Source organism: Bradyrhizobium sp. CCBAU 051011 (genome assembly GCF_009930815.1).
Taxonomy (GTDB): Bacteria; Pseudomonadota; Alphaproteobacteria; order Rhizobiales; family Xanthobacteraceae; genus Bradyrhizobium.
In genome coordinates this window covers 6,060,687-6,080,105 of the sequence record NZ_CP022222.1, presented here as the reverse complement: position 1 = coordinate 6,080,105, position 19,419 = coordinate 6,060,687, and the positions used below count along the sequence as shown (strand labels likewise).

At 62.2% G+C, this 19,419-nt stretch carries 19 protein-coding genes; 10 read left to right on the top strand and 9 right to left on the bottom strand.

Annotation, left to right across the window (positions count from 1 at the left end; all coding sequences use genetic code 11):
• Positions 1-427 precede the first annotated feature (427 nt).
• On the bottom strand, positions 428-2,008 hold the full coding sequence (locus tag ACH79_RS28420) for a porin (RefSeq protein ID WP_161853883.1): 1,581 nt from the start codon (positions 2,006-2,008) through the stop codon (positions 428-430).
• 384 nt (positions 2,009-2,392) lie between these two features.
• Between ACH79_RS28420 and ACH79_RS28415 the strand changes: the two genes are divergently transcribed.
• Positions 2,393-2,932 carry a MarR family winged helix-turn-helix transcriptional regulator gene (locus tag ACH79_RS28415; protein WP_161853882.1) on the top strand — a complete coding sequence of 180 codons (540 nt, stop codon included), beginning with the start codon at positions 2,393-2,395 and terminating at the stop codon, positions 2,930-2,932.
• A gap of 148 nt (positions 2,933-3,080) precedes the next feature.
• Here the strand turns inward: ACH79_RS28415 and ACH79_RS28410 are convergent, their stop codons facing one another.
• Entirely contained in the window at positions 3,081-4,184 is a 1,104-nt protein-coding gene (locus tag ACH79_RS28410) for a S9 family peptidase (RefSeq protein WP_161853881.1), read from the bottom strand.
• Positions 4,185-4,512: 328 nt separating this feature from the next.
• Here ACH79_RS28410 and ACH79_RS28405 point away from each other — a divergent pair, with 328 nt between their 5' ends.
• From ACH79_RS28405 to ACH79_RS28395, 3 genes are all read left to right on the top strand, one after another.
• Positions 4,513-4,731 (top strand): hypothetical protein, encoded by a 219-nt coding sequence (locus ACH79_RS28405; protein ID WP_246738165.1) that lies wholly within the window; start codon positions 4,513-4,515, stop codon positions 4,729-4,731.
• A 198-nt stretch (positions 4,732-4,929) separates the two neighbouring features.
• On the top strand, positions 4,930-5,373 hold the full coding sequence (locus ACH79_RS28400) for a hypothetical protein (RefSeq protein WP_161853879.1): 444 nt from the start codon (positions 4,930-4,932) through the stop codon (positions 5,371-5,373).
• A 357-nt stretch (positions 5,374-5,730) separates the two neighbouring features.
• The gene (locus tag ACH79_RS28395) at positions 5,731-5,985 is read left to right on the top strand and encodes a hypothetical protein (protein WP_161853878.1); all 255 of its coding nucleotides are present in this window, start codon (positions 5,731-5,733) and stop codon (positions 5,983-5,985) included.
• A 101-nt stretch (positions 5,986-6,086) separates the two neighbouring features.
• Here the strand turns inward: ACH79_RS28395 and ACH79_RS28390 are convergent, their stop codons facing one another.
• The 5 genes from ACH79_RS28390 to ACH79_RS28370 form a co-directional block, all read right to left on the bottom strand.
• Positions 6,087-6,326: a hypothetical protein gene (locus tag ACH79_RS28390; RefSeq protein ID WP_161853877.1), complete on the bottom strand. Its 240-nt coding sequence runs from the start codon at positions 6,324-6,326 to the stop codon at positions 6,087-6,089.
• Positions 6,327-6,505: 179 nt separating this feature from the next.
• Positions 6,506-7,219, bottom strand: a complete 714-nt coding sequence (locus ACH79_RS28385; protein WP_161853876.1) for an outer membrane protein — start codon at positions 7,217-7,219, stop codon at positions 6,506-6,508.
• 303 nt (positions 7,220-7,522) lie between these two features.
• Positions 7,523-8,578: an alpha/beta fold hydrolase gene (locus ACH79_RS28380; protein ID WP_161853875.1), complete on the bottom strand. Its 1,056-nt coding sequence runs from the start codon at positions 8,576-8,578 to the stop codon at positions 7,523-7,525.
• Positions 8,579-8,747: 169 nt separating this feature from the next.
• Positions 8,748-9,140, bottom strand: a complete 393-nt coding sequence (locus ACH79_RS28375) for a hypothetical protein (protein WP_202639338.1) — start codon at positions 9,138-9,140, stop codon at positions 8,748-8,750.
• Positions 9,141-9,387: 247 nt separating this feature from the next.
• Complete coding sequence (locus ACH79_RS28370; protein WP_161853873.1) at positions 9,388-9,702, bottom strand: His-rich protein BRANT; 315 nt, start codon at positions 9,700-9,702, stop codon at positions 9,388-9,390.
• 306 nt (positions 9,703-10,008) lie between these two features.
• On the opposite strand from ACH79_RS28370, the gene ACH79_RS28365 reads away from it, so the two are divergent.
• Positions 10,009-10,539, top strand: a complete 531-nt coding sequence (locus ACH79_RS28365) for a lipopolysaccharide assembly protein LapB (protein WP_161853872.1) — start codon at positions 10,009-10,011, stop codon at positions 10,537-10,539.
• Positions 10,540-10,688: 149 nt separating this feature from the next.
• On the opposite strand, the gene ACH79_RS28360 is transcribed toward ACH79_RS28365, so the two are convergent.
• Positions 10,689-12,269 (bottom strand): S10 family peptidase, encoded by a 1,581-nt coding sequence (locus ACH79_RS28360; RefSeq protein ID WP_161853871.1) that lies wholly within the window; start codon positions 12,267-12,269, stop codon positions 10,689-10,691.
• A gap of 293 nt (positions 12,270-12,562) precedes the next feature.
• Between ACH79_RS28360 and ACH79_RS28355 the strand changes: the two genes are divergently transcribed.
• The 5 genes from ACH79_RS28355 to ACH79_RS28335 all read left to right on the top strand — a co-directional run bounded on the left by ACH79_RS28355 (position 12,563) and on the right by ACH79_RS28335 (position 17,608).
• Complete coding sequence (locus ACH79_RS28355) at positions 12,563-13,234, top strand: hypothetical protein (RefSeq protein WP_161853870.1); 672 nt, start codon at positions 12,563-12,565, stop codon at positions 13,232-13,234.
• Positions 13,235-13,283: 49 nt separating this feature from the next.
• On the top strand, positions 13,284-15,413 hold the full coding sequence (locus tag ACH79_RS28350; protein WP_202639057.1) for an adenylate/guanylate cyclase domain-containing protein: 2,130 nt from the start codon (positions 13,284-13,286) through the stop codon (positions 15,411-15,413).
• Between the two features lie 124 nt (positions 15,414-15,537).
• On the top strand, positions 15,538-16,317 hold the full coding sequence (locus ACH79_RS28345; RefSeq protein ID WP_161853868.1) for an NAD kinase: 780 nt from the start codon (positions 15,538-15,540) through the stop codon (positions 16,315-16,317).
• Positions 16,318-16,462: 145 nt separating this feature from the next.
• Positions 16,463-17,008 (top strand): response regulator, encoded by a 546-nt coding sequence (locus ACH79_RS28340; RefSeq protein ID WP_161853867.1) that lies wholly within the window; start codon positions 16,463-16,465, stop codon positions 17,006-17,008.
• Between the two features lie 21 nt (positions 17,009-17,029).
• A complete protein-coding gene (locus ACH79_RS28335) occupies positions 17,030-17,608 on the top strand; it encodes an Hpt domain-containing protein (protein ID WP_161853866.1) in 579 nt (192 codons plus the stop codon).
• A gap of 268 nt (positions 17,609-17,876) precedes the next feature.
• Here the strand turns inward: ACH79_RS28335 and ACH79_RS28330 are convergent, their stop codons facing one another.
• Positions 17,877-19,052 (bottom strand): DUF2336 domain-containing protein, encoded by a 1,176-nt coding sequence (locus ACH79_RS28330; RefSeq protein WP_161853865.1) that lies wholly within the window; start codon positions 19,050-19,052, stop codon positions 17,877-17,879.
• Between the last annotated feature and the right edge of the window lie 367 nt (positions 19,053-19,419).

The following is a 19,419-nucleotide window of genomic DNA, read 5'->3' as shown; positions in this document are numbered from 1 at the left end:
GCACTCCGCTTTTTTTGTGCCCACTTCCGACAGCAGAGCTTTTCTTGCCGAGAGGAAGCCGCCGCTCGCGCGGCACGCTCCGAATCATGGAATGCACATGCCCTGAAAAAGTAAAAACCTCCGGCAGGGCATTGCCGGAGGTTTCGGAGGTTTATCATGAAGGAATATTGCGCCCCTTCAAGATCAACAGGCAGCCAGCTAGCAACTGACCACTTGAGCCCATATTAGATTATATAATTACATGAGTAAATCACATTTTTCCATTTTTTATCGTTTCCAGACTTTTTCTGGTAGTCCACCGATCTCTTTCCGCCGTCTACGCATCACCTGATGCCGGGCCAGCATTTGCGAAGATGAGCATCCGACAAAGAAAAACCCCCGGCAGTTGCCTGCCGGGGGTTCTCCTAGTGTTTCAAGTCTTTCGGGATCAGAAGTTGCGCTGAGCGCGAACGTTCAGGAACACCGTGCTCTGGTCCTTGAACTCGTACAGAGCATTCGGCTTCGGAGCAGTCGCGGTGAACGTCGAGCTGCCAGCCATCTTCTGGTCGAGGAAGAATGCGCCGACTTCAGCCGAGAACGTCAGGTTCTTGACGGGAGTCCAGCGGGTGACCACACCAACCTGGGCGATGTTGTAGTCCGGGTTGCAGCTGTAGGTACCGTTACCAGCAACACCGGTCTGACCGGCGTGAGTTGCCGCGAAGGCTGCGCAGTAGACGCCCTTGGCGGACGCGATGCCAGCCAGGTTGTCGTTGGCACCACCGTCATAACGGACGGAGGCGTAGCTGCCCCAGAGGCTGGTCGACCAGTAGGGATCCCAGTTGTGGTTGAACGCACCACGGATACCCCAAGCCGAGGTCAGGATGATGCCGTTCGTGACGCCCGGCAGGTACAGGCCGTCGGAGACGGCACCGAAGCCAACGCTCTGGTAGCCGCCGGCAATGCCGGTGTCACCGAACATCGCGAAGTTCGGCGACCCGCCGCTCGTCGAGATCACAGCCTTGGTGGCACCCTTGGCGTAGGTGGCGTCGATCTTGATGTCGTCGCCCGCACCGGTCGGGAGGTTCTTGATCTGCAAGGCAGCCGTCACCGCACCGCCCCACTTGTCTTCGGGGTGACCGGAGATTTCCGACAGGTTGGTCGGAGCGCCGCCGGCGCCGAGGGTGTTGTAGGTAGCGCTCACGAGGTGAGCCATACCTGAAATCTGGAACAGACCCCAAGCCTGGTCGACGCGGATGTTACCGACGATGTCGGGAGCGTGCACGCCGCTGTAGGCGTTGGTGCCGACACCGTTGACATTGATGCCGTTGGCAATGTTCCAGACCGCAGTGCGGTTGAAGACGGACGGATCATCGAGACCGATGGTGGCCGACACGCCGTTGCCGAACTGGGCGGTGTACTGGATGTTGTTGACGCCGGTGACGTAGTCCGGACCGCCCATCAGGTACGAGTTGTTGTTGCCCGGATAGCCATTCCACGGGGTCGCGTAGGCCGAAGCCGACTTACCGAAGGTGAAACCAGCGAACTGGATGAACACCATTTCAACCGCGACATAGCCGCCGCCTGCCGTGGAGAGCAGCGCGTTGTTGAGGGGCTGGCCGGTGGTGGCGGCAGTGCCCGGGTTGGTCGTTCCGAAGTTCTGGAACTGGAAGTCGGCCTGACCGAAGGTGCGGACAACGCCGTATTCGGTGGCGGTACGGGTATCAACCGTCAGCGCCATACGAGAACGGGAGAGGAAGTAATCGCGGTAGCGATTGCCCTGGCCGCCGTCGCCGTTATAGAACGGACCGCCATAGACGCCGCCGTTGAACGTGGTGTCAACGCGCAGATAACCACCCAGCTTGATGCAGGTGTCGGTGCCCGGGATGTAGAAGAAACCCGCGCCATACAGGGAGCAGATCCTCACGTACTCGACCGCTTTGGCCTTGACCGGAAGATCGGCCGCCTGCGCCCCGCTCATGGCGATCAGACCCGCCGCTGAGCCGAGAACAAGGCTCTTGATCATATTCATGTTAAACCTCCAAGTTGCTCTCTGCAGAACGAGGGCGGACCTCTGACTTATCCCCCAGAGGACGGCCCGCCCCCGTTCATGAAAACCGCTCAGTCGCTTCGCGCCTTCGGACACACCCGCATGAACGCGAGGGACTTAAGCGAACCACCAAAACGGAACGATCGAGGACCCCCCTGACCGTCTTCAGAACTATGCATGCGCAACTTACGTAATCAAAATACTTTATGAACTCAGCTATATCGATACCAAACGACTGTGTCGCCGGTGCCACACAGCCCCAAAGGCCAATTTGCTTCCAAAATGGCGCATGTACTCTCCGCAATTGGATGAATTTGTTATGAAATCAGCTAAGCTGCTTCGGGCAGACTTGGAGCTGGAAGCGCCATGGGACAGGAAACCCGGAAGGGACCGGACTCGCCAAGCCGCGCCAAGCGCGGAGCCTCGCATGAGTTCGGCGGGCAGAATCACGACATCGCCCGGCAGTTCGCCTGGGAGATCGCCGCCATCAACGTGCATCTCCAGGAGATTCGCTATTTCTGGGCAAAAGCCCTCGGCATCAGCGGCCCGCAATGGATGATCCTGATGGCGCTGGCCGATCTGGATCAGGGAGAGGGCGTACCGGTGAAGGTGGTGTCAAAGATGCTCCACGTTGACCCGTCCTTCGTAACGACCCAGTCGAAAATGCTCGAGAAGAAAGGCTTCATGCGCCGGAAGGCATCGGAGGACGATGCCAGGGTCGTGCAGATGTCCCTGACAGACAAGACCTATAAGCACATCGCAAGCCTGGCTTCTCAGCAGGAGGAGCTCAACAACTTCATCTTTGCGGAGTTCAGTGACCGTGAACTCAGCGAGTTTACCAGCAAACTCTCGGCACTGAAGAACCGCCTTGAGAAGGCCAGCCTGAAGGTTGCCATAGGCATATGAATTGCTGCCGCCCGGCTAAAGCGCGATGAGTTTTCTTCGAAGCATCATCCCGTTTTATCTTTTTGTTTGAGCGTGATCTCCGCGCAAACGCGTTCGCGTTTATCGCGAGGAAAAACCGCTACGCGGCCCTGCGGGTCCGGATCAAGCTCTAGTTCGTTGCCAACTTGAGGCGGTCGGCCATCCAGTCGAAAATGAACTCGTTGGCGAGCGTGGGATTGTCGCTATGCCCTTGCGCGGAGGCCGTTTCGGAGCCCTCGAAGATTTTTAGTGAAATGTCGGGCTGATCGACCTTCAACCGTTCGAACAGATGGGTCGCGCGGTCGCTTTCGAGCCAGCCCTCTGCGCCCAAGGTAATCAGGACTGGGCAGCGGAATTTTCGCCTGAGCCAGCCGCCGTCAGCCCCAGCATTCCCGGGGCCCGACGGAAGACGGCCCATCAGAAAAGCCCGCTCCTGCATATCCCAAATTCCGCCGTCGCAAACCGCCGCGGTGAAACGATTGTCGAGAGCGACGCCGCGCGCCACAAAGGAAGATCCTGCCCCGTCACCGAGAATTCCTATCCGGTGTTCGTCGATATCATCCCTCATCGTGAGGTAGTCCACTACGTGGCTGATCGACGTTTCCAGGTCGGGGGGAGCGACGACGTCTTCGAATTTGGTGCTTGCGTCCGAGCCAAACAGGTCCACCGCCAGCAGCGACATTCCCCGCTCGCGGGCGTAGCGCGCGACCTTGAAGAGATATTCCTCCTTCCGATGCCCCGGGTCGCCCATGCATATGACGACAGGTCCGCGACCAGAAGTTGCCGCTGGCAAAAAATATCCTTCCAGCGCGTGACCTTCCTGCCAGGGAATCTCCACGACCTCGCCGGCAGGCGTCAAATGTGAGATGTAGCGGCGAGCGCAGACTCGCATGGCTTCGATTGCGCCCTGCTGCTTCTTGTCGGCGATATCGAATGCGAACGCTGACACCTGATAGTAATTGAGGGCGCGGAGCCAGTTGCTTTGTGCGGTCAGTACATGACCTCGCTCCAGGGAAGCGTTGGCGCGCGCATTGTTGGCTTCCGCCATCCTGGTCCATTCCCGATACCAGGACTCGCCGCCGTCGCTTGGATCAATTCGGCTAGCAGCAAGGAAGCATTCGGATATCAACGAGCCGCCTTCCTGGGCCATGCCGAGCAGCTTCACGAATTCGATCGAGAATTCTTCGTAGTCAGGCCATTGAATCCAGCCTCCCGGACTAAAATGAACGTTCATGTCAGTAACAGAATCCGCACAGCGACAGCTCAACCTGCCGGGTTATCATGTTGTATAAATGCAACCATTGTATGTATGCAAGCATACATATGGATAGTTTCGAGGGTTAGCCAACGCTTCGGCCGGCAATTTTGTTTGGGGCAACTCATATCGGACCAGGCTCGCGCAACTGGTAAAAGCTCGCGGATCACCTGCTCGTTAAAAATGCAGTTCCAGCATGGTTCTCGGATCGCACCCTGCACTTGCTCCGCTCGCCGCTGACGCGCCAGGAACCAGGGCCCGCTCCTTACGTTTTCCTTCCATGAGAATTCGCGAAGAAAACTGCAACATGGTTCTGCTGGCTGCCGTCACATTGGTCAGCGTGGCGATTGCAGGAGGCGCGATGCTGTTTGGGCTGGATGACCAGCCGGTTCGGCTCGCCGATCGAGCCACCGGCGTCGAGCAGGCTCCGACAGCCGACAAGCGCATCATCTATGTCAACGACCAGCCGCCGGTCCGCGTGATCGGCGCGCCCTTCGTCCCGAACACAAATCCCCGCGAACGCTAGCGCCGGCATTAAACAACCCGCGCTTGCAGGAGTGACATCGTCGCTCGGCGTGACGCCCGCATCTGCCCGCCAGCAGACCGAACTGTCACCGTTTTGTCACCTTGCGCGCAAAAGCAAAGGTGTTATCCACCGTTACCTCCGCGGCCGCTTGATTCCACAAAAGCCGTTTGATGGAGTGGCTTGGGCCGAGGTGTTTCCATGAAATGGATGAAGGAACGCGATCTCCTGATCGCGCAGACGATGGCGTTCGTGCAATCGGTAACCGGCAAGATGCCGGAGGCCGAGAAGACGATCGCAGCGCCGGTTGCCCTGCCCGCCGTCGAGCTAGTCGAGTCCGCCCGCGCAGCCGCGCCATTGCCCGACATGCCGTTGCCTGTCATGCCGTTGCCCGACATCAACACTGTGTTGGTAGAGACGACGCCCGCCGTCCCCGCGCCAATCGACATGCCGAAGGAGCTATCAAGGCCTGCTCCCCTCCCGCGTCTCGACCTGCGAGACGATTTCCAGGCCGAGATCAGGGCGCGGGTCGCGAATTTCCGCGCGCATCAAGAGCGGTTCAACCGCGAGCGGGAGGCCTATTGCAGCGCGACCATGGCCAGGGTGCACGCCTCGCTCCGGGAAGGCGAGCCGCCGACGAAGTAGACGTTAGACGCCGGACCGCCCTCCCCGATATGCGTGCGACGTTCAGAGCCAAGCATAGACCAGCGCCATGTTGGCCGCGCAGGCGACCAGCAGGCAAACGGTCAGCGTGAGTTGAACACGCTGGCAGGAGGTCTGAAGGCTCGTTCTCATGGCCGGAACCATCCGGCGATTCTGGCCGGGGAGTCTCGGGGATTCTTTTTTCCGGGATTTACGGCTCGTTAAAGACTCAGAGACTCCACGAAAATGGGCCGAAACGAGCCAATTTGCTCCCGAAACAGCCTGTGGAATGGCGACATGGCAGCCAAGCCCGAAACCCGGACCTGGCTTCCGCGTTGACCGTTTTTACCGGAGCCGACAATGCCCTACGCGCTGTTCTCAAACGATGCCAAGCTCAGCAAGGCTTATCCCACCGCGGCCGATGTCTGGAAGATTGCCCAGAAGAGCGGCCTTGTGGTCGACGTTGTATCCGAGCGAGGCAATGCCGGCCCCCGTCCGGTGCTGGACCATGATTACGAGATCAAGCCGTGCCAGCTCGAGCCGCATGAAGACCCGGCCCGAAACAAGGCCGACGCCGAGCGCGACGCGCAGACGGAATTGCAGTTGGCGTCATAAGGCAGTTGGCGTCAAAAAGACGGTCGGACACCAGGCAAGCGACCGGCCTCGGCCAGTGAGTCCCGTTTGCCGGGACGACATCCGAGGCGGAAAATCGGTTCTTACGGCGTCGCCGAGGCCAGCGATGCCTGTTCCGCAGACAGGGTGACACAGGCCTTGCGCCGGTGCAGTCCCCTGATCGCGCCGGTTACCTTGCGCACCTTGCCGACCCCGCATGAGGGATCCTGCACGAAGGCGATTTCATAGGGAGCAAGGATAAGCGGTTCGGATTTCAGGACAGTTTGGGCAAGGCACGGAGACGCCGCCGCGGAAATGATCAGCCCTAACGCAAAAGCACGCATGTTCGTTGTCCCACCAGCCGGCCGGAACCATAATATCGGATCATGACGAAAAGTTGCATGCAGCGCGAAATTTTTTTGCGACCGCTAAAACCTGCGTCGCACACTCGCCTTCCGCATTCCCAAAACAAAAAGGCCGGCGTGAAGCCGGCCTTTGCGCATGTTGATACCAAAAGTCGCTGTCAATATCTGGAAGCGGCAGGACCACCCCAACCGAACCGGTAGTTCACACCGACCTTGGCGGTGTGCTCGTCGTCGCGGAAGCTACGGCCGGTGATGTCAGCCGGGCCTGAGGTGAAGGTGGTGCTGCCGAAATTATAGTACTGATACTCGGCCTTGGCCGACCAGTTCGGGGCGAACATGTATTCGAGGCCGCCACCGACGGTATAGCCGTCCTTGCGGTTGCCGCTGGTGGTGAAGCCTGCGGGCACGCCGGCCACCGATACCCCGAGATTGTTGCCATCCCGCCAGCCGTAACCGCCCTTGGCGTAGAGCAGCGCCGGGCCCCAGGTGTAGCCGAGCCGGCCGGTCACCGAGCCGAGCTGGTCGGTGTTGGAGGTCACGACGGTGCCGCCCGGAAATACCGTGCCATTATTACCGCCGCCGGACAGCCAACTATATTGGGCTTCGGCACCCAGCACCCAGTTCGGCGCGAACTGATAGTCGAAGCCGCCCTGCACGCCGCCAAGGAAGCGGGCGTCGCTGCTCTGCAGGGAGTTGCTGCCTGCGAAGGCGCCGCCGACATGGCCGCCGAGATAGAATCCGGTCCAGTTATAGACCACCTGCGGCGCGGTATAGGCCGGCGCCTTGGTGTAGGGGCGCGGCGGCATGTCGGCCGCAAAGGCTGGAGCCGCCATGGCGGCCAGCGCGGCAGCGCCGAGCAGTAACTTCTTCATCGTCTATCCCCGTTACGAACGTTGCGGATATCAATCCAAACAACGTGACCTCATTTAGGTTGCTTTGCGGCATTGGCCTGCGACCCGACGGCGCGCTGCAGTGACGGCAAAGCAACAAAGCGTTCCAGTTCCCTCGCATGTAAAGGTTTTTTTCGAGGTTAACCGGGGGATTTCCCGCTTAGGTGATGTCGGGGATGAATAAAGCGAGGTTCAAGCATCGCCGAAAAGTGATCGGAATTCGTTCACGGTTCCGCCTCGGGAACGCCGCCAGAGGCGGGTGGCCGCCGGCGGCTGTATCCTCCCTCATCCTCCGTAACCGGCCACCTCGATGATGGCATCGGCAAACGCCTGCGGGGCTTCCTGCGGCGGGTTATGTCCGATCCCGCCGGTGAGCAGCCGGTGGACATATTTGCCGGAAAACTTCTTGGCATAGACGCTGGGGTCCGGATGGGGCGCGCCATTGGCGTCACCTTCCAGGGTGACTGTCGGGACCGAGATGACCGGAAACTCGGCCAGCCGCTTTTCCAGCTCGTCGTATTTGGCTTCGCCCGAGGCAAGGCCAAGCCGCCAGCGGTAATTGTGGATCACGATGGCGACGTGGTCGGGGTTGTCGAAAGACGCCGCGCTCCGCTCAAAAGTGGCGTCATCGAAACTCCACTTCGGCGAGGCGAGCTGCCAGATCAGCCTGGAAAACTCGCGACGGTATTTTTCGTAGCCGAGCCGGCCGCGCTCGGTCGCAAAATAGTACTGATACCACCATTGCAGTTCGGCCGACGGCGGCAGCGGCTTGGCATTGGCTTGCTGGCTGCCGATCAGATAGCCGCTGACCGAGACCAGCGCCTTGACGCGCTCCGGCCAGATCGCGGCGACGATGTCGGCGGTCCGCGCGCCCCAGTCGAAGCCGGCCACTACCGCCTTTTCAATCTTGAGCGCGTCCATTAGCGCGATCACGTCATTGGCGAGCGCGCCCTGCTGGCCGTTGCGCGGCGTATCGGCCGAGAGGAAGCGCGTCGTGCCATAGCCGCGCAGATACGGCACGATGACCCGGAAACCTGCCGATGCCAGCACCGGGGCCACATCGACGAAGGCGTAGATGTCGTAGGGCCAGCCATGCAGCAGGATGACGGCGGGACCATTGGTGGGCCCGGCTTCGGCGTAACCGATACTGAGGACGCCAGCTTCGATCTGCTTCAACGCGGCAAAGGAGGTGTGGGTGCCCGGCTTGACCGCCCCTGCGCCGGGTCTGGCGTCGCCGGACTGGGCGAACAGGGCCCCGCTCATGGCGAATGGTGCGGCGGCAAGGGATATGGCGGCCGCGCTGAGGAAGCGGCGGCGGTCAGGCGTGACGGGCTGGGACATGAGATATCGCTCCTACATCTTACACGATTAGATCGGACACGATATAAATGCTCTGCCCGGCTCGATGTCAATCGTTGCGATTTAATCGGATACGATGCACACCATCACACTCTCGTGTGGAGGAGCGGGAGACGCGCGGAGGGAGCTGGCAGCAACGCAGCGCGCGTCACTAGCGTGTCATTTTCTCCAGTTCCGCGAACGGCGCGTAGGCTGCTCCGGCACAAGGCTCGGCAGCGTTTTCGATAATGCGGTCGAGCCGCCCATCGACAAAGAGGATGGCGCGTTCGCGCGGCTCGCGGTAGCCGCCCTCGGATTCGCGGGCGCTGAACCTCACGCAGACGAGATAGCGCTGCCGCCCGCCGACGACGCGCTCGACCGGCTCGGCCATGGCAGCGTCGCGCACACCGACGGGATTGTTGAGATAGGTCTTCAGAAACGCCAGCACTTCGGCGCGGTAATTTTTGGGAAATGGCTGGCTGGAGATGCCGCGATCATCGGTAAAGGTGATCGGCTTGCCCTCGTCGCTGGCCGCGCAGGCCGAAAGCGCGATCGGCAATAACATGATCGCTGCGATTTTGACTGAACGCCCCAAGCAAACCTTCAAGCGAACTCTTCCCCTGCCCGATCGCCGTCTCTTAGACCGATCGGCGACGGAATGGAATTCGCAACTCGGTTATCCCCTCACGCGGCTCTCAAAAAATTGAGCGCGCGCCAGCCCACGGCCATTAGCGAAGCAAATGGCGCGTGGGCTGGCCTGACATTCGCTGGCGCGGGGGGCAATGGGGGCGAAACGCGCCGGCGAATCAGATTCAGCTACGCTTCGCGGAAGGCGTCACCTGCTTGACCGCGACGTGCGGCTTCGCATGCGCCTTCAGCGAGCCGATGTGCTTGTGGTGGCGATGATACCGGTAGTGCTTGTGATGGCGGCCCATTTTGGCATTGGCGTTCAGCGCTTTCGATTTGCCCTGCTCCGCCTTGACGACAGGCGCCTGCGCACTCTTGTTCACCGGAGCTTGAACGGTCTTGTTCGCCGGTGCCTGCGCGGTCTTGGCCGGCGTGCCGGCAAGTGCAGGCGCGGCGAGAACGGAAACGGCAACGAGCGCTGCGGAAATGGTCTTGAGCATGGTTATCTCCTTTTCCTTTTCCCTTGGGACCCGCGGGCACTCCGGTCGAACGGAAGGGCTCGCCGATCATGCAAGCGACGCTAGCGGCCGCGCGCTGAACCCCTCCTGAATCGAACTTTCGGACTCCGTTCATCTGAATAGCTCCGTTCATCTGAATGACATCTTCGTCATGTCCGCTGACGACGGGCCGCCGATGAAAATTGGCGGAATCGCGGTGAAAGGCATCCGGGAATGTTTTCAACCGCCAGGTGTTCAAACCAACGGGCTTCGGTGTAGGATCGCCGGGCTGGCCATCAGGAGATATGCATGAATAAGTTAGCGATCAGGCTTTTGACTCTCGCAATGTTGTCGCTCACGCTTGCGGCAGCCCCTGTCGTTACCGTCGTTTACGCCGCGCCCGACAACGATCCACCGCCGCCGCCAAAGAAGAAGAAATCCAGCGAAGCCCGTCCCGGCAGCGAGACCGCTTTTGCCGACGGCTATCGCGCCGCTTACGCCACGATCTATGAGCGCCACGACTATGCTGCGGCGATCGCGCAATTGAAGGCACTCGGCCGTGACGACACAGCCGCCGTCGCCAATCTGATCGGCTATTCGTATCGTCAGCTCGGCGACTACAAGGTCTCGCAGATCTGGTACGAGCGCGCGCTGAAGGCCGATCCGAACCACGTCAAGACCTGGCAGTATTATGGCCTGTGGCAGGTCGAACAGGGCAATCGCGATCAAGCGCAATTTCACCTGAACAAGATCGCTCAGCTCACCGGCACCTCGAGCGAGGAATATCGCTCGCTCGCCGCCGCGCTGGAAAAGGCGCCGGGCACGGGGCTTGTGTATTGAGGTATTGACTTTTCCCCGTCATTGCGAGCGAAGCGAAGCAATCCATTTCACGCCGCGACATGGGTTGCTTCGTCGCTTCGCTCCTCGCAATGACGAAGAAAAAGCCGGCGCAGTTGCAAGGACTGCGCCGACTTTTTTTGTTTTCGAATTTACTTCATCACCTTCTCGACTTCCGCACGAAACGCCTGACGCGTGGCGTCGCGCGAATAGAACATGTGGCCGCCGGGATAGACGACGAGTTTCACCCGGTCCGACCGCGCATAGGCTGGCAACTGGTCGAGAATGACCTTCGAGGCGAAATAAGGCGTGGCGAGATCGAACAGCCCGTGGCTGACCAGCAATTTCATTTTCGGGTCGAGCGCCAGAATCTGGCGCAACTGTGAGACCGACTCGGCCGGTCCGCGGCCGAAATCCCAGCCCCTGTACACGGCCTCGTTGAGCAGGTGATACGAACCATCGGGGCGCCAGTTGAGCTTGCGCGTGGTGAGGTCGACGGCCGCGCTCGTCAGCGGCGCCATCAGGGAATCGCCGGATGGATCGCCGAAATGCGAGTAGTTCGAATCCGGATAGGGATCGATGCCCGAAACCGAGGCGTCGTAACGTCCGGTGACGCGGCCGTTGCCGCGGTCGAATTCCCTGCGGAATTCGCCGATTTCAAAACGGCCGGCAAGCCTGCGGCTGACCGCCTGATCAATGCCGGTCAATGACGCAACCTTGTCGGCCAGCCGCGTCGTCGCTTCCTTGTCGGCCTGTCCCTTGACGAGATCGGTCAGAAATTCGCCCTGCGCATAGCGCTCGACGTCGGCGAGGTCGGCGCGCGTCACCTTGCCTTCTCCCTTGGCCTCGCGCGCCACCGCCGCCATGCTCGGCAAAGTGTTCATGTATTGCAGGAGGCTCGAACCGGAGAAGTCGCGGTAGTCGAACAAGGGTGAAACCAGGATCAGCCCGCGCACGCCGACGCCCTGCTGGGTCTGCAAATTGCGCACGATTTTCGGTCCGCGGATGCCGCCATAGCTTTCGCCCGCGACGAATTTCGGCGACTGCAGGCGGTCGTATTTCTCCAGCCAGCGCCGGATCACCAGCGCAACCGCGCTGACGTCGCCGTCAACGGAGTAGAACCGCTTGCGCGCGTCCTCGCCGGTCGCAACGAAGCGGCTGTAGCCGGTGCCGACGGGATCGATGAAGACGAGATCGCTGAAGTCGAGCCAGGTCTCGGCGTTGGGCAGCAGATCGGGCGTCGCCGACGACACCGCGCCTTCACCCGCGATCGACACCCGCCAGGGACCGGCGGCGCCGAACTGCAGCCAGGCCGACGACGCGCCCGGGCCGCCATTGAACAGGAACGTCACCGGCCGGCTGGCGCGATCGGCGCCGTCGAGCTGGTAGGAGGTGTAGGCGATATCGGCCTGAGGCTCGCCCTTGTCGTCGAACAGCCGGATCGAGCCGGCGGTAGCGGTGAAGTTGAGCGTGCGGCCGGGCAGCGCCAGCGTCTGCCTGGTGGTCGAATCCGGCGGCAGGCGGTGCTGCTCGGCCGCAGACGGCGGCGGCGCGGCAGTACCCCGCCCGGCTCCACCCTTCTGGCCCGATGGCGACGGTGACGGCGTAGCCGCGCCCGGCTGCTGCGAGGTGGGCGAACTCGCCTCCTCGGCGCGCGCGCTGCCTACGCAACACACGACCAGAAGGATGGCGGCAAGACGCATGGGGCGCGCCGCCGTGAAACGAAAAGCCATACCTTGCTCCCTGCGCGCGCGCCCCGCGATCCAGCCGCTCCTTACGGATTCTGCCGCAAGACTGCGACAATGGGGTGGTGGTGCACAACACGGAGAAACCTGCCCGAAAATCACAATCCCGACAGCATCCCGTGAGAAAGTAGCCCGCCACGTCCGCTGATTGTCCCCGCCGGCGGTTAGGTGCTATCGGTCGGTTCCGCGAACGTATTTGCCCGGTTTTTTGATCCATCCATGAAACCATTCTGGCGCTGGCGCGACTAATGAACCTGCGCTTTTCAATGGGGTCCCAACAAATGAAACGTACGATTGCTGTCTGTCTCGGACTGCTGGCGCTGGCTTCTCCGGCAGCGGCAGATTCGCCGTCCGCGGTGGTCGAGGAAGTTCAGGGCAAGGTCACCGGCGCGGAGTTCATGGATTATGTGACGCCCAAGGCCGTCATCAAGGTCGGCGACGGCGGCTCCGTCATTCTCAGCTATCTGAAGTCATGCCGGCGCGAGACGATCAGCGGCGCCGGCACCATCGTCGTCGGCACCGAGGAGAGCGCCGTTCACCTCGCCGACGTCAAAGCCGAAAAGACCAATTGCGATGCCAACCAGGCGAACGTGACGACGCGGGAGACCAGCGGCGTCGCCGCCACCGTGCTGCGCAGCGTCGACAGCACCAAGGCAGCTTCCCTGCCGCAGCCGCAGCTCACGCTTTATGGCGCCTCGCCATTGGTGGAAGCCAAGGGACGCGGCAAGCTAGTGATTCGGCGCCTCGACGTGCCGGATGAGCGTCAGGAAATTAGTCTGGGCGGCACCCAGCTCAAGGGACGGTTCCTCGATTTCGCCAGCGAGAACGTCGCGCTGGCGCCCGGCGGCCTCTACGCCGCCTCGTTCAAGTCGTCGAAAATCGTGTTCCGGGTGGATACGCAGGCCAAGCCCGGCGCGACGCCGATTGTCGGCCGGCTGTTGCGGATGGAATAGGCGTGGCGGACCTTCCAGCTTGAGAGTAAGGCGCAGCACGCGCAACAGGATGGCGATCGCCGCCATCGCGCTGATTTGCGCCGCCGCATCGGTTTCTCCCGCCGCCCGTCCGATCCGCGGGCTCTCCCTCGATATCCTCACGGCGCTGCGCTGGGATGTGTTCGGCCGAAGGCAGGATCCCGCCGCTTCGCCGGCGGTCGTCGTCGCGATGGACGAGGAGAGCCTGCGCACCGCCCCGTTCAAGGGCGCGCCGATGTTGACCTGGACCGGCGAGATCGGGCGCGTGCTGTCAGCGACGCTCGAAGGCGGCGCCAAAGTTGCCGGCTTCGACATGGTAATCCCCGCATCGATCGAGCAGTCGGAGATTCCGTTCGGCGAAGGCATGCTGGGAGAGAAAGTGCGCGGCTTCGACCGCGATTTTCTTCGCGCACTTGCCGGTGCGTCGGCGAACGGCAAGGTGGTGCTGGGAGAAATCCTGGGCGGCAACCAGCCGGTCCGGCCGTCGCCGGGGCAGCGCGTCGCGGTTCGCCAGCAGCAGAACATCCGCCCGCTCAACGTCCACGTCGACAGCGACGATATCCTGCGGCGCATGCCGCTGAGTTTTGCCGTCAACGGCACGAGGGTGCCCTCGATGGCGGTCGAGTTGGCCTCGCGGGCGCTGGGCGCTGCCCCCGAATTCGACGAGCGCGGCAGGCTGACGCTCGCCGGCTACCAGGTTCCGGGCCGCGTGCCGAACACGATGACGCTGAATTTCGAAGGCGGCGGCGACGACATTCCGACCTTCACCTTTGCCGATCTGCGCGCCTGCGCGGTCAAGAACGACAAGGACTATTTCCGGCGCTGGTTCGCCGGCAAGGTCGTGATCTTCGGCAGCGTTCTCGACATCGAGGACCGTCAGCAGACGTCCAAGCGCTTTGCCACCGGCATCGAAGGCGCGCGCGCTCCGCGCTGCACGAACGAAAGCACGCCGGTCGCCGCGGGCTTCAAGAAGAGCACGATCGCAGGCGTCTATATCCATGCCACGGCCGTCAACAACCTGATCGCGCGCAACGGCGTGATCGAACCCGGTCCGCTTCCCCGCTTGCTGATCGCGGCGCTCGTTGCCGCGCTCGCTGCGGCAGCCGCCTGGCGGTTTCGGCCGGTTATCGCGTTCGCGGCCTGGACGGGCATGATCGTGCTTGGCGTGGCGGTTGCGACCATCGCCTTCAACCATGCGCTGGCGCTGCCGGTGGTCGAGCCGTTCCTGGCCAGCCTTGCCGCGTTGTCCGCCACGATCGGCTTCCGCTTTGTCGTCGCGGACAAGGACCGCCGCCTGCTGCAAAAGAGCTTTGCGCTCTATCTCGCCCCGCACGTCATCAACCGCATGCTGTCGTCGAACAAATTGCCTGAGCTCGGCGGCGAGACCCGCAACGTGACGGTGTTCTTCTCCGACATCGAAGGATTTTCGCTGATCGCGGAAAAGATGTCGCCCGACGGCCTGATGGAGCTGATGAACGAATATCTGTCGGCGATGACCGACGTCATCGAGAGCCATGGCGGATATGTCGACAAATATATCGGCGACTCCGTCGTGGCGGTGTTCGGCGCGCCGGCCGACGATCCCGATCATGCCGCCAATGCGGCGCGCGCCGCGCTGGACTGCTGCAAGCAGCTTGCCGAGCTCAACGCTTCTTCACCCCTCTTCCAGGAATACCGACTGGCACAGCGGATCGGCATCAATTCCGGCGAGGCGCTGGTCGGCAATTTCGGATCGCGGCGACGCTTCAACTACTCCGTGATGAGCGACGCCGTAAACCTGGCGTCGCGGCTGGAGGGCGCCAACAAATTCTACGGCACCACCGTGATCGCTTCCGAGACCACGGTTGCGCTGGCCGGCGAGGCCTTCGCCTGGCGCGAACTCGACGCCATCAGGGTCAAGGGACGAACCCAGGCGCTGAAAATCTACCAGTTGCTGGCACTGGCGGCCGGGCTGACGCCCGCGCAGCAGACATTGATCGCCAACTACGCCGACGGGCTGGCGCACTGGCGGGCCCGCGAATTCGAACGCGCCGCCGAGTGTTTCGGCCATTCGGCCGATATCGACCGCCCTGCGGCGTTGTTTGCCGCGCGGGCCCGGGAATTGGCCCAGAATCCGCCGGGCCCGGACTGGGACCCGATCCGGACATTGCAGGAAAAATGACATCCCGATGACCGCCGGTTTACGTTACCGGCGCGAAAGGGCGGTCCGGCCATCTCGACAAGCCCCGACAAGGTGTATAGACGAGCGCGGCGCAATCCGGCGCCAGCTGTGAGTTCGTCGTCCCATGGCCACTTCCAAGCGATACGACCGGATCGCCTTCGTCGCGAGCGCAAGCGCCGAGGCGCAGGCCGCGCTGGCGCAGCTCGTCAAGCTCTACGGCAACCACGCCTCCGCCGATGCCGACGTCGTGGTGGCGCTCGGCGGCGATGGATTGATGCTGCAGACGCTGCACGCCCATATGCGCTCCGGCAAGCCGATCTATGGCATGCATCGCGGCACCGTCGGCTTCCTGATGAACGAATTCACCACGCACGATTTGCACACGCGGCTGGCAGCGGCCCGGGAATCCCTGATCAATCCGCTGCTGATGCGCGCCACCGACGTGCATGGCGCGGTGCATCTGCATCACGCCATCAACGAGGTCGCGCTGTTTCGCCAGACCAACCAGGCCGCGCATTTGCGTATCCTGATCGACGAACACGAGCGGATGGCGGAATTGATCGCCGACGGCATCCTGGTGGCGACGCCGGCCGGCTCCACCGCCTATAACCTGTCAGCGCAGGGACCGATCCTGCCGATCAACGCCGCGCTGCTGGCGCTGACCCCGATCAGCGCGTTCCGCCCCAGACGCTGGCGCGGCGCCCTGCTCCCGAACTCCGCCTTCGTGGTGATCGAGGTGCTCGAGGGCGAAAAGCGCCCCGTCGCCGCCGCCGCCGACCATGACGACGTGCGCGACGTCCGCCGCGTCGAGGTGCTCTCGGACAAGACGATCTCGATGCGGATGCTGTTCGACCCCGGTCACAGCCTCGAGGAACGCATTCTGCGCGAGCAGTTCGGGTCCTGACGCCGTCGGGGGCTGGCTTGGAACTGAATCCCCTGTCTGAAAATGGTGTCGCGCAAGTCCAATACGCCCGCTTCGCAACCATTCCTTAACGGCCGCCGCGATATGGTTAACGCCAGTATACCGTTTTGCTGGGCCGGGCCGGACCATGTATCGCATCGACTTCAACAAGCTGCGATTTCTGATTTGCGACGACAATCCGCATATGCGCCGCATCCTGCGGACGTTGCTGCATTCGTTCGGCGCGCGCGAAGTCTATGAGGCCGAGGACGGCGCCACTGCGCTCGAAATGTACAGCCACTACGTGCCCGACATCGTCATCACCGATTGGGCGATGCCGATCTTCGACGGCCTCGAACTGGCGCAGATGATCCGGCAGCCGGAATCCAAGGGCAATCCCTACGCCCCCATCATCATGCTGACCGGACATTCGGAGAAGCGGCGCGTGACGGTCGCGCGCGACGCCGGCGTCACCGAGTTTCTGGCCAAGCCGATCTCGGCCAAGGGCCTCTACCAGCGCATCCTCAACGTCGTCGCCAGCCCGCGTCCCTTCATCAAGACCAAGACCTATTTCGGCCCGGACCGCCGGCGCAACACCAACAACACCTATATCGGCCCCGAGCGCCGCGTCGGCGGCGAGGTGGAAGTGATGCAGCAGCCGTCGCTGCTCGACAAAGCGCGTTCGAACGTCTAGCGCGAGCCTGGAGAGACCATCATGGCCAAAGAAAAGCTAGGCACGATACAGGTCAAATCGTTTGCCGATCACCACGTGATCACGCAGCCCAATCCGCTACGCAAGGTGCTGCTGCGCGTTCCCGAATCCGATCTCGACGATCCCGTTGGGCGCGCGGAAAAGGCGCTCGCGGGATTGTCCGGCGAATTCAAGACGTGGATGGCGATCGAGGCCGACCGTCTCTCTGCCGCGCACGCGGTCATCCTCCGCGACGGATTCACCGTCGACAACCGCGAAGAACTGTTTCGCGCCGCCCATGACATCAAGGGCGACGCCGCCACTTTCGGCTTCCCTTCCGCTGGAGCTGCCGCCGAAAGCCTGTGCCGCATCATCGAACACGCGCCCGACCTCGACCAAGTCCCACCTGAGCTGATCACCCACCACATCAACGCCATTCAGGCGATCGTGCGCGAACGCACCAAGCTCGACACCGCCGTGATGGCGAGCAAGCTCAGCAAACAACTGCGCGGCGTCGCGGACGAGTTTTTGCTGAAGGTCAACCGCGACCGACCCGAGCATCTCGAAGCGATCCTGGCGCCGAGCATCGTTCCGGCGGAGTAGGACAAGACGGGATTTCTCCACGCGTCGTCCCTGCGAACGCAGGGACCCATACGCCAGGGCTTCTCGATTTAAGACATGCTGGTCGATGACTTCACGTAACCACAAACGGCTGTGGTTATGGGTCCCTGCGTTCGCAGGGACGACACCGAATATGTTGCTGCAGCTTCGTAAGGTGGGCAAAGGCGCTCTTGCGCCGTGCCCACCATCCTTGTGCTGCTAGAAAATGGTGGGCACGCTTCGCGTTGCCCACCCTACGAAATCTCAAACCTTACGCCGCGATCAGATCGCGCACGGGCGGCACGAACGCTTCGTCGGCGACCAGTTCCTCGCAGAACATGCGGGCTTCCTCGCGCGCGGACTCGGTCGCAAAACGCCGCAGCAGGATCAACAACGGTTCGGCAGCCTTGCGGTCGGTCTCGCAATAGGTCAGCACGCGCTCGACCATGCGGCGGCGCAATCTTGCGGCGCCACCGACCGTATCGACAAAACCGGTCTCATGGCTGACCTCGAGCGCGATGCGGAAGGCACCGAACGTCGATTCGGGGAAGCCAGCACGGATCAGGAGCGCCTGCAGGCTGGCGCCGCCGCGGTCGTGCAGCAGCGCGGTGACGCGGGCCAGCGGCAGGTCGGCCAGTTCGGCGAGCGAAGCATCGAACAGGTCGAGATTGCCCGACAACAGCGCGCGCAGGATCAGGCCCGCGGTCAGTTGCCCGGTGGCGCGCAGGTGCCGGATCAACCCGACCATGTCCTCGCCGCGCGAACGCGCCGCGATGTTCACGGCCGAGCGTTCGCGCGCCTCGCTCGCGAGCCGCCCAGCCCGGTCGGCGCTCAGCCAGTTCCGCGCGACGACGAATTGCGCCAGCGTCTCGGAAAGTTTGGCAACCAGCGCCGCGCGGGTCGCGGCGGGCAAGCCTTCGAGCACCAGCATCGATTCCCTGATCGCGGCGAGATGGCCGTGACGTTCGACGATGCGGTCCCAGGAAAACGGCGCCAGCTCGGCATAGGCGTTTTCGATCAGTTCGAGCGCTGCGGCCGCCGAGCCGACTTCGGCAATCGCGGCCGACACCGAAGGCGGCAGATGGAGGCGGCGCGCGATGGCGCATTGCATGTCGCTGTTGCCGGTGGCGACGATGTCGACGAGGTCGGCATCGATCAAAAGCGGCGAATGTTCGAGGACGGGAAGCGCGATCGAGGGCTGATCGAGCGATAGCGCCTGCACGATCGCGGCCGGCGCATCCGAACTGCGAGCGAAGACTTCCGCCATCGCTTGGCGAACCAGCGGCGACGGATCATCGAGCTGCATCAGAAGCGCGCCTTCGGCGGCGATGCGGTCGTCGTCGCTGAGATCTGAAATCAACCAGGCCCGCGCCAACGCCCGCGTCGCCTCTGCCCGCTCGCCTGCCGGAGCGGTACGAATCCAACTGATGAACTGCCGAACAATCATGGTCCTGGCTACGCAACCTCAAACGACACCGGAACGCGATGCCACTATTAGAAAAAATAAACCACGACGCTTAACAAAGGGTTCACCATAAACGGCTGGTTTTATTGACGTTTTGTTAAGGGAGACACAACGCCTCGTTAATGTTTTAGGACCGCATCGCGATAATGGATGCTTTCCTCTCCCGGTTTTTCCGGGAGCCGATCACGATGAAGATCGCCGAAGCGCTCGAGCGGTTCACCAGAAGATGGCGTTGGTACATCCGGTAGGAAATCCCGCGTACAACTCAGGCTTGACGCGAGCGAACGAAGAATCCGGCAGCCCCTTCGTGACAGGCACGTCCAAAAGCCTTCGTATCCTGCCGGACACC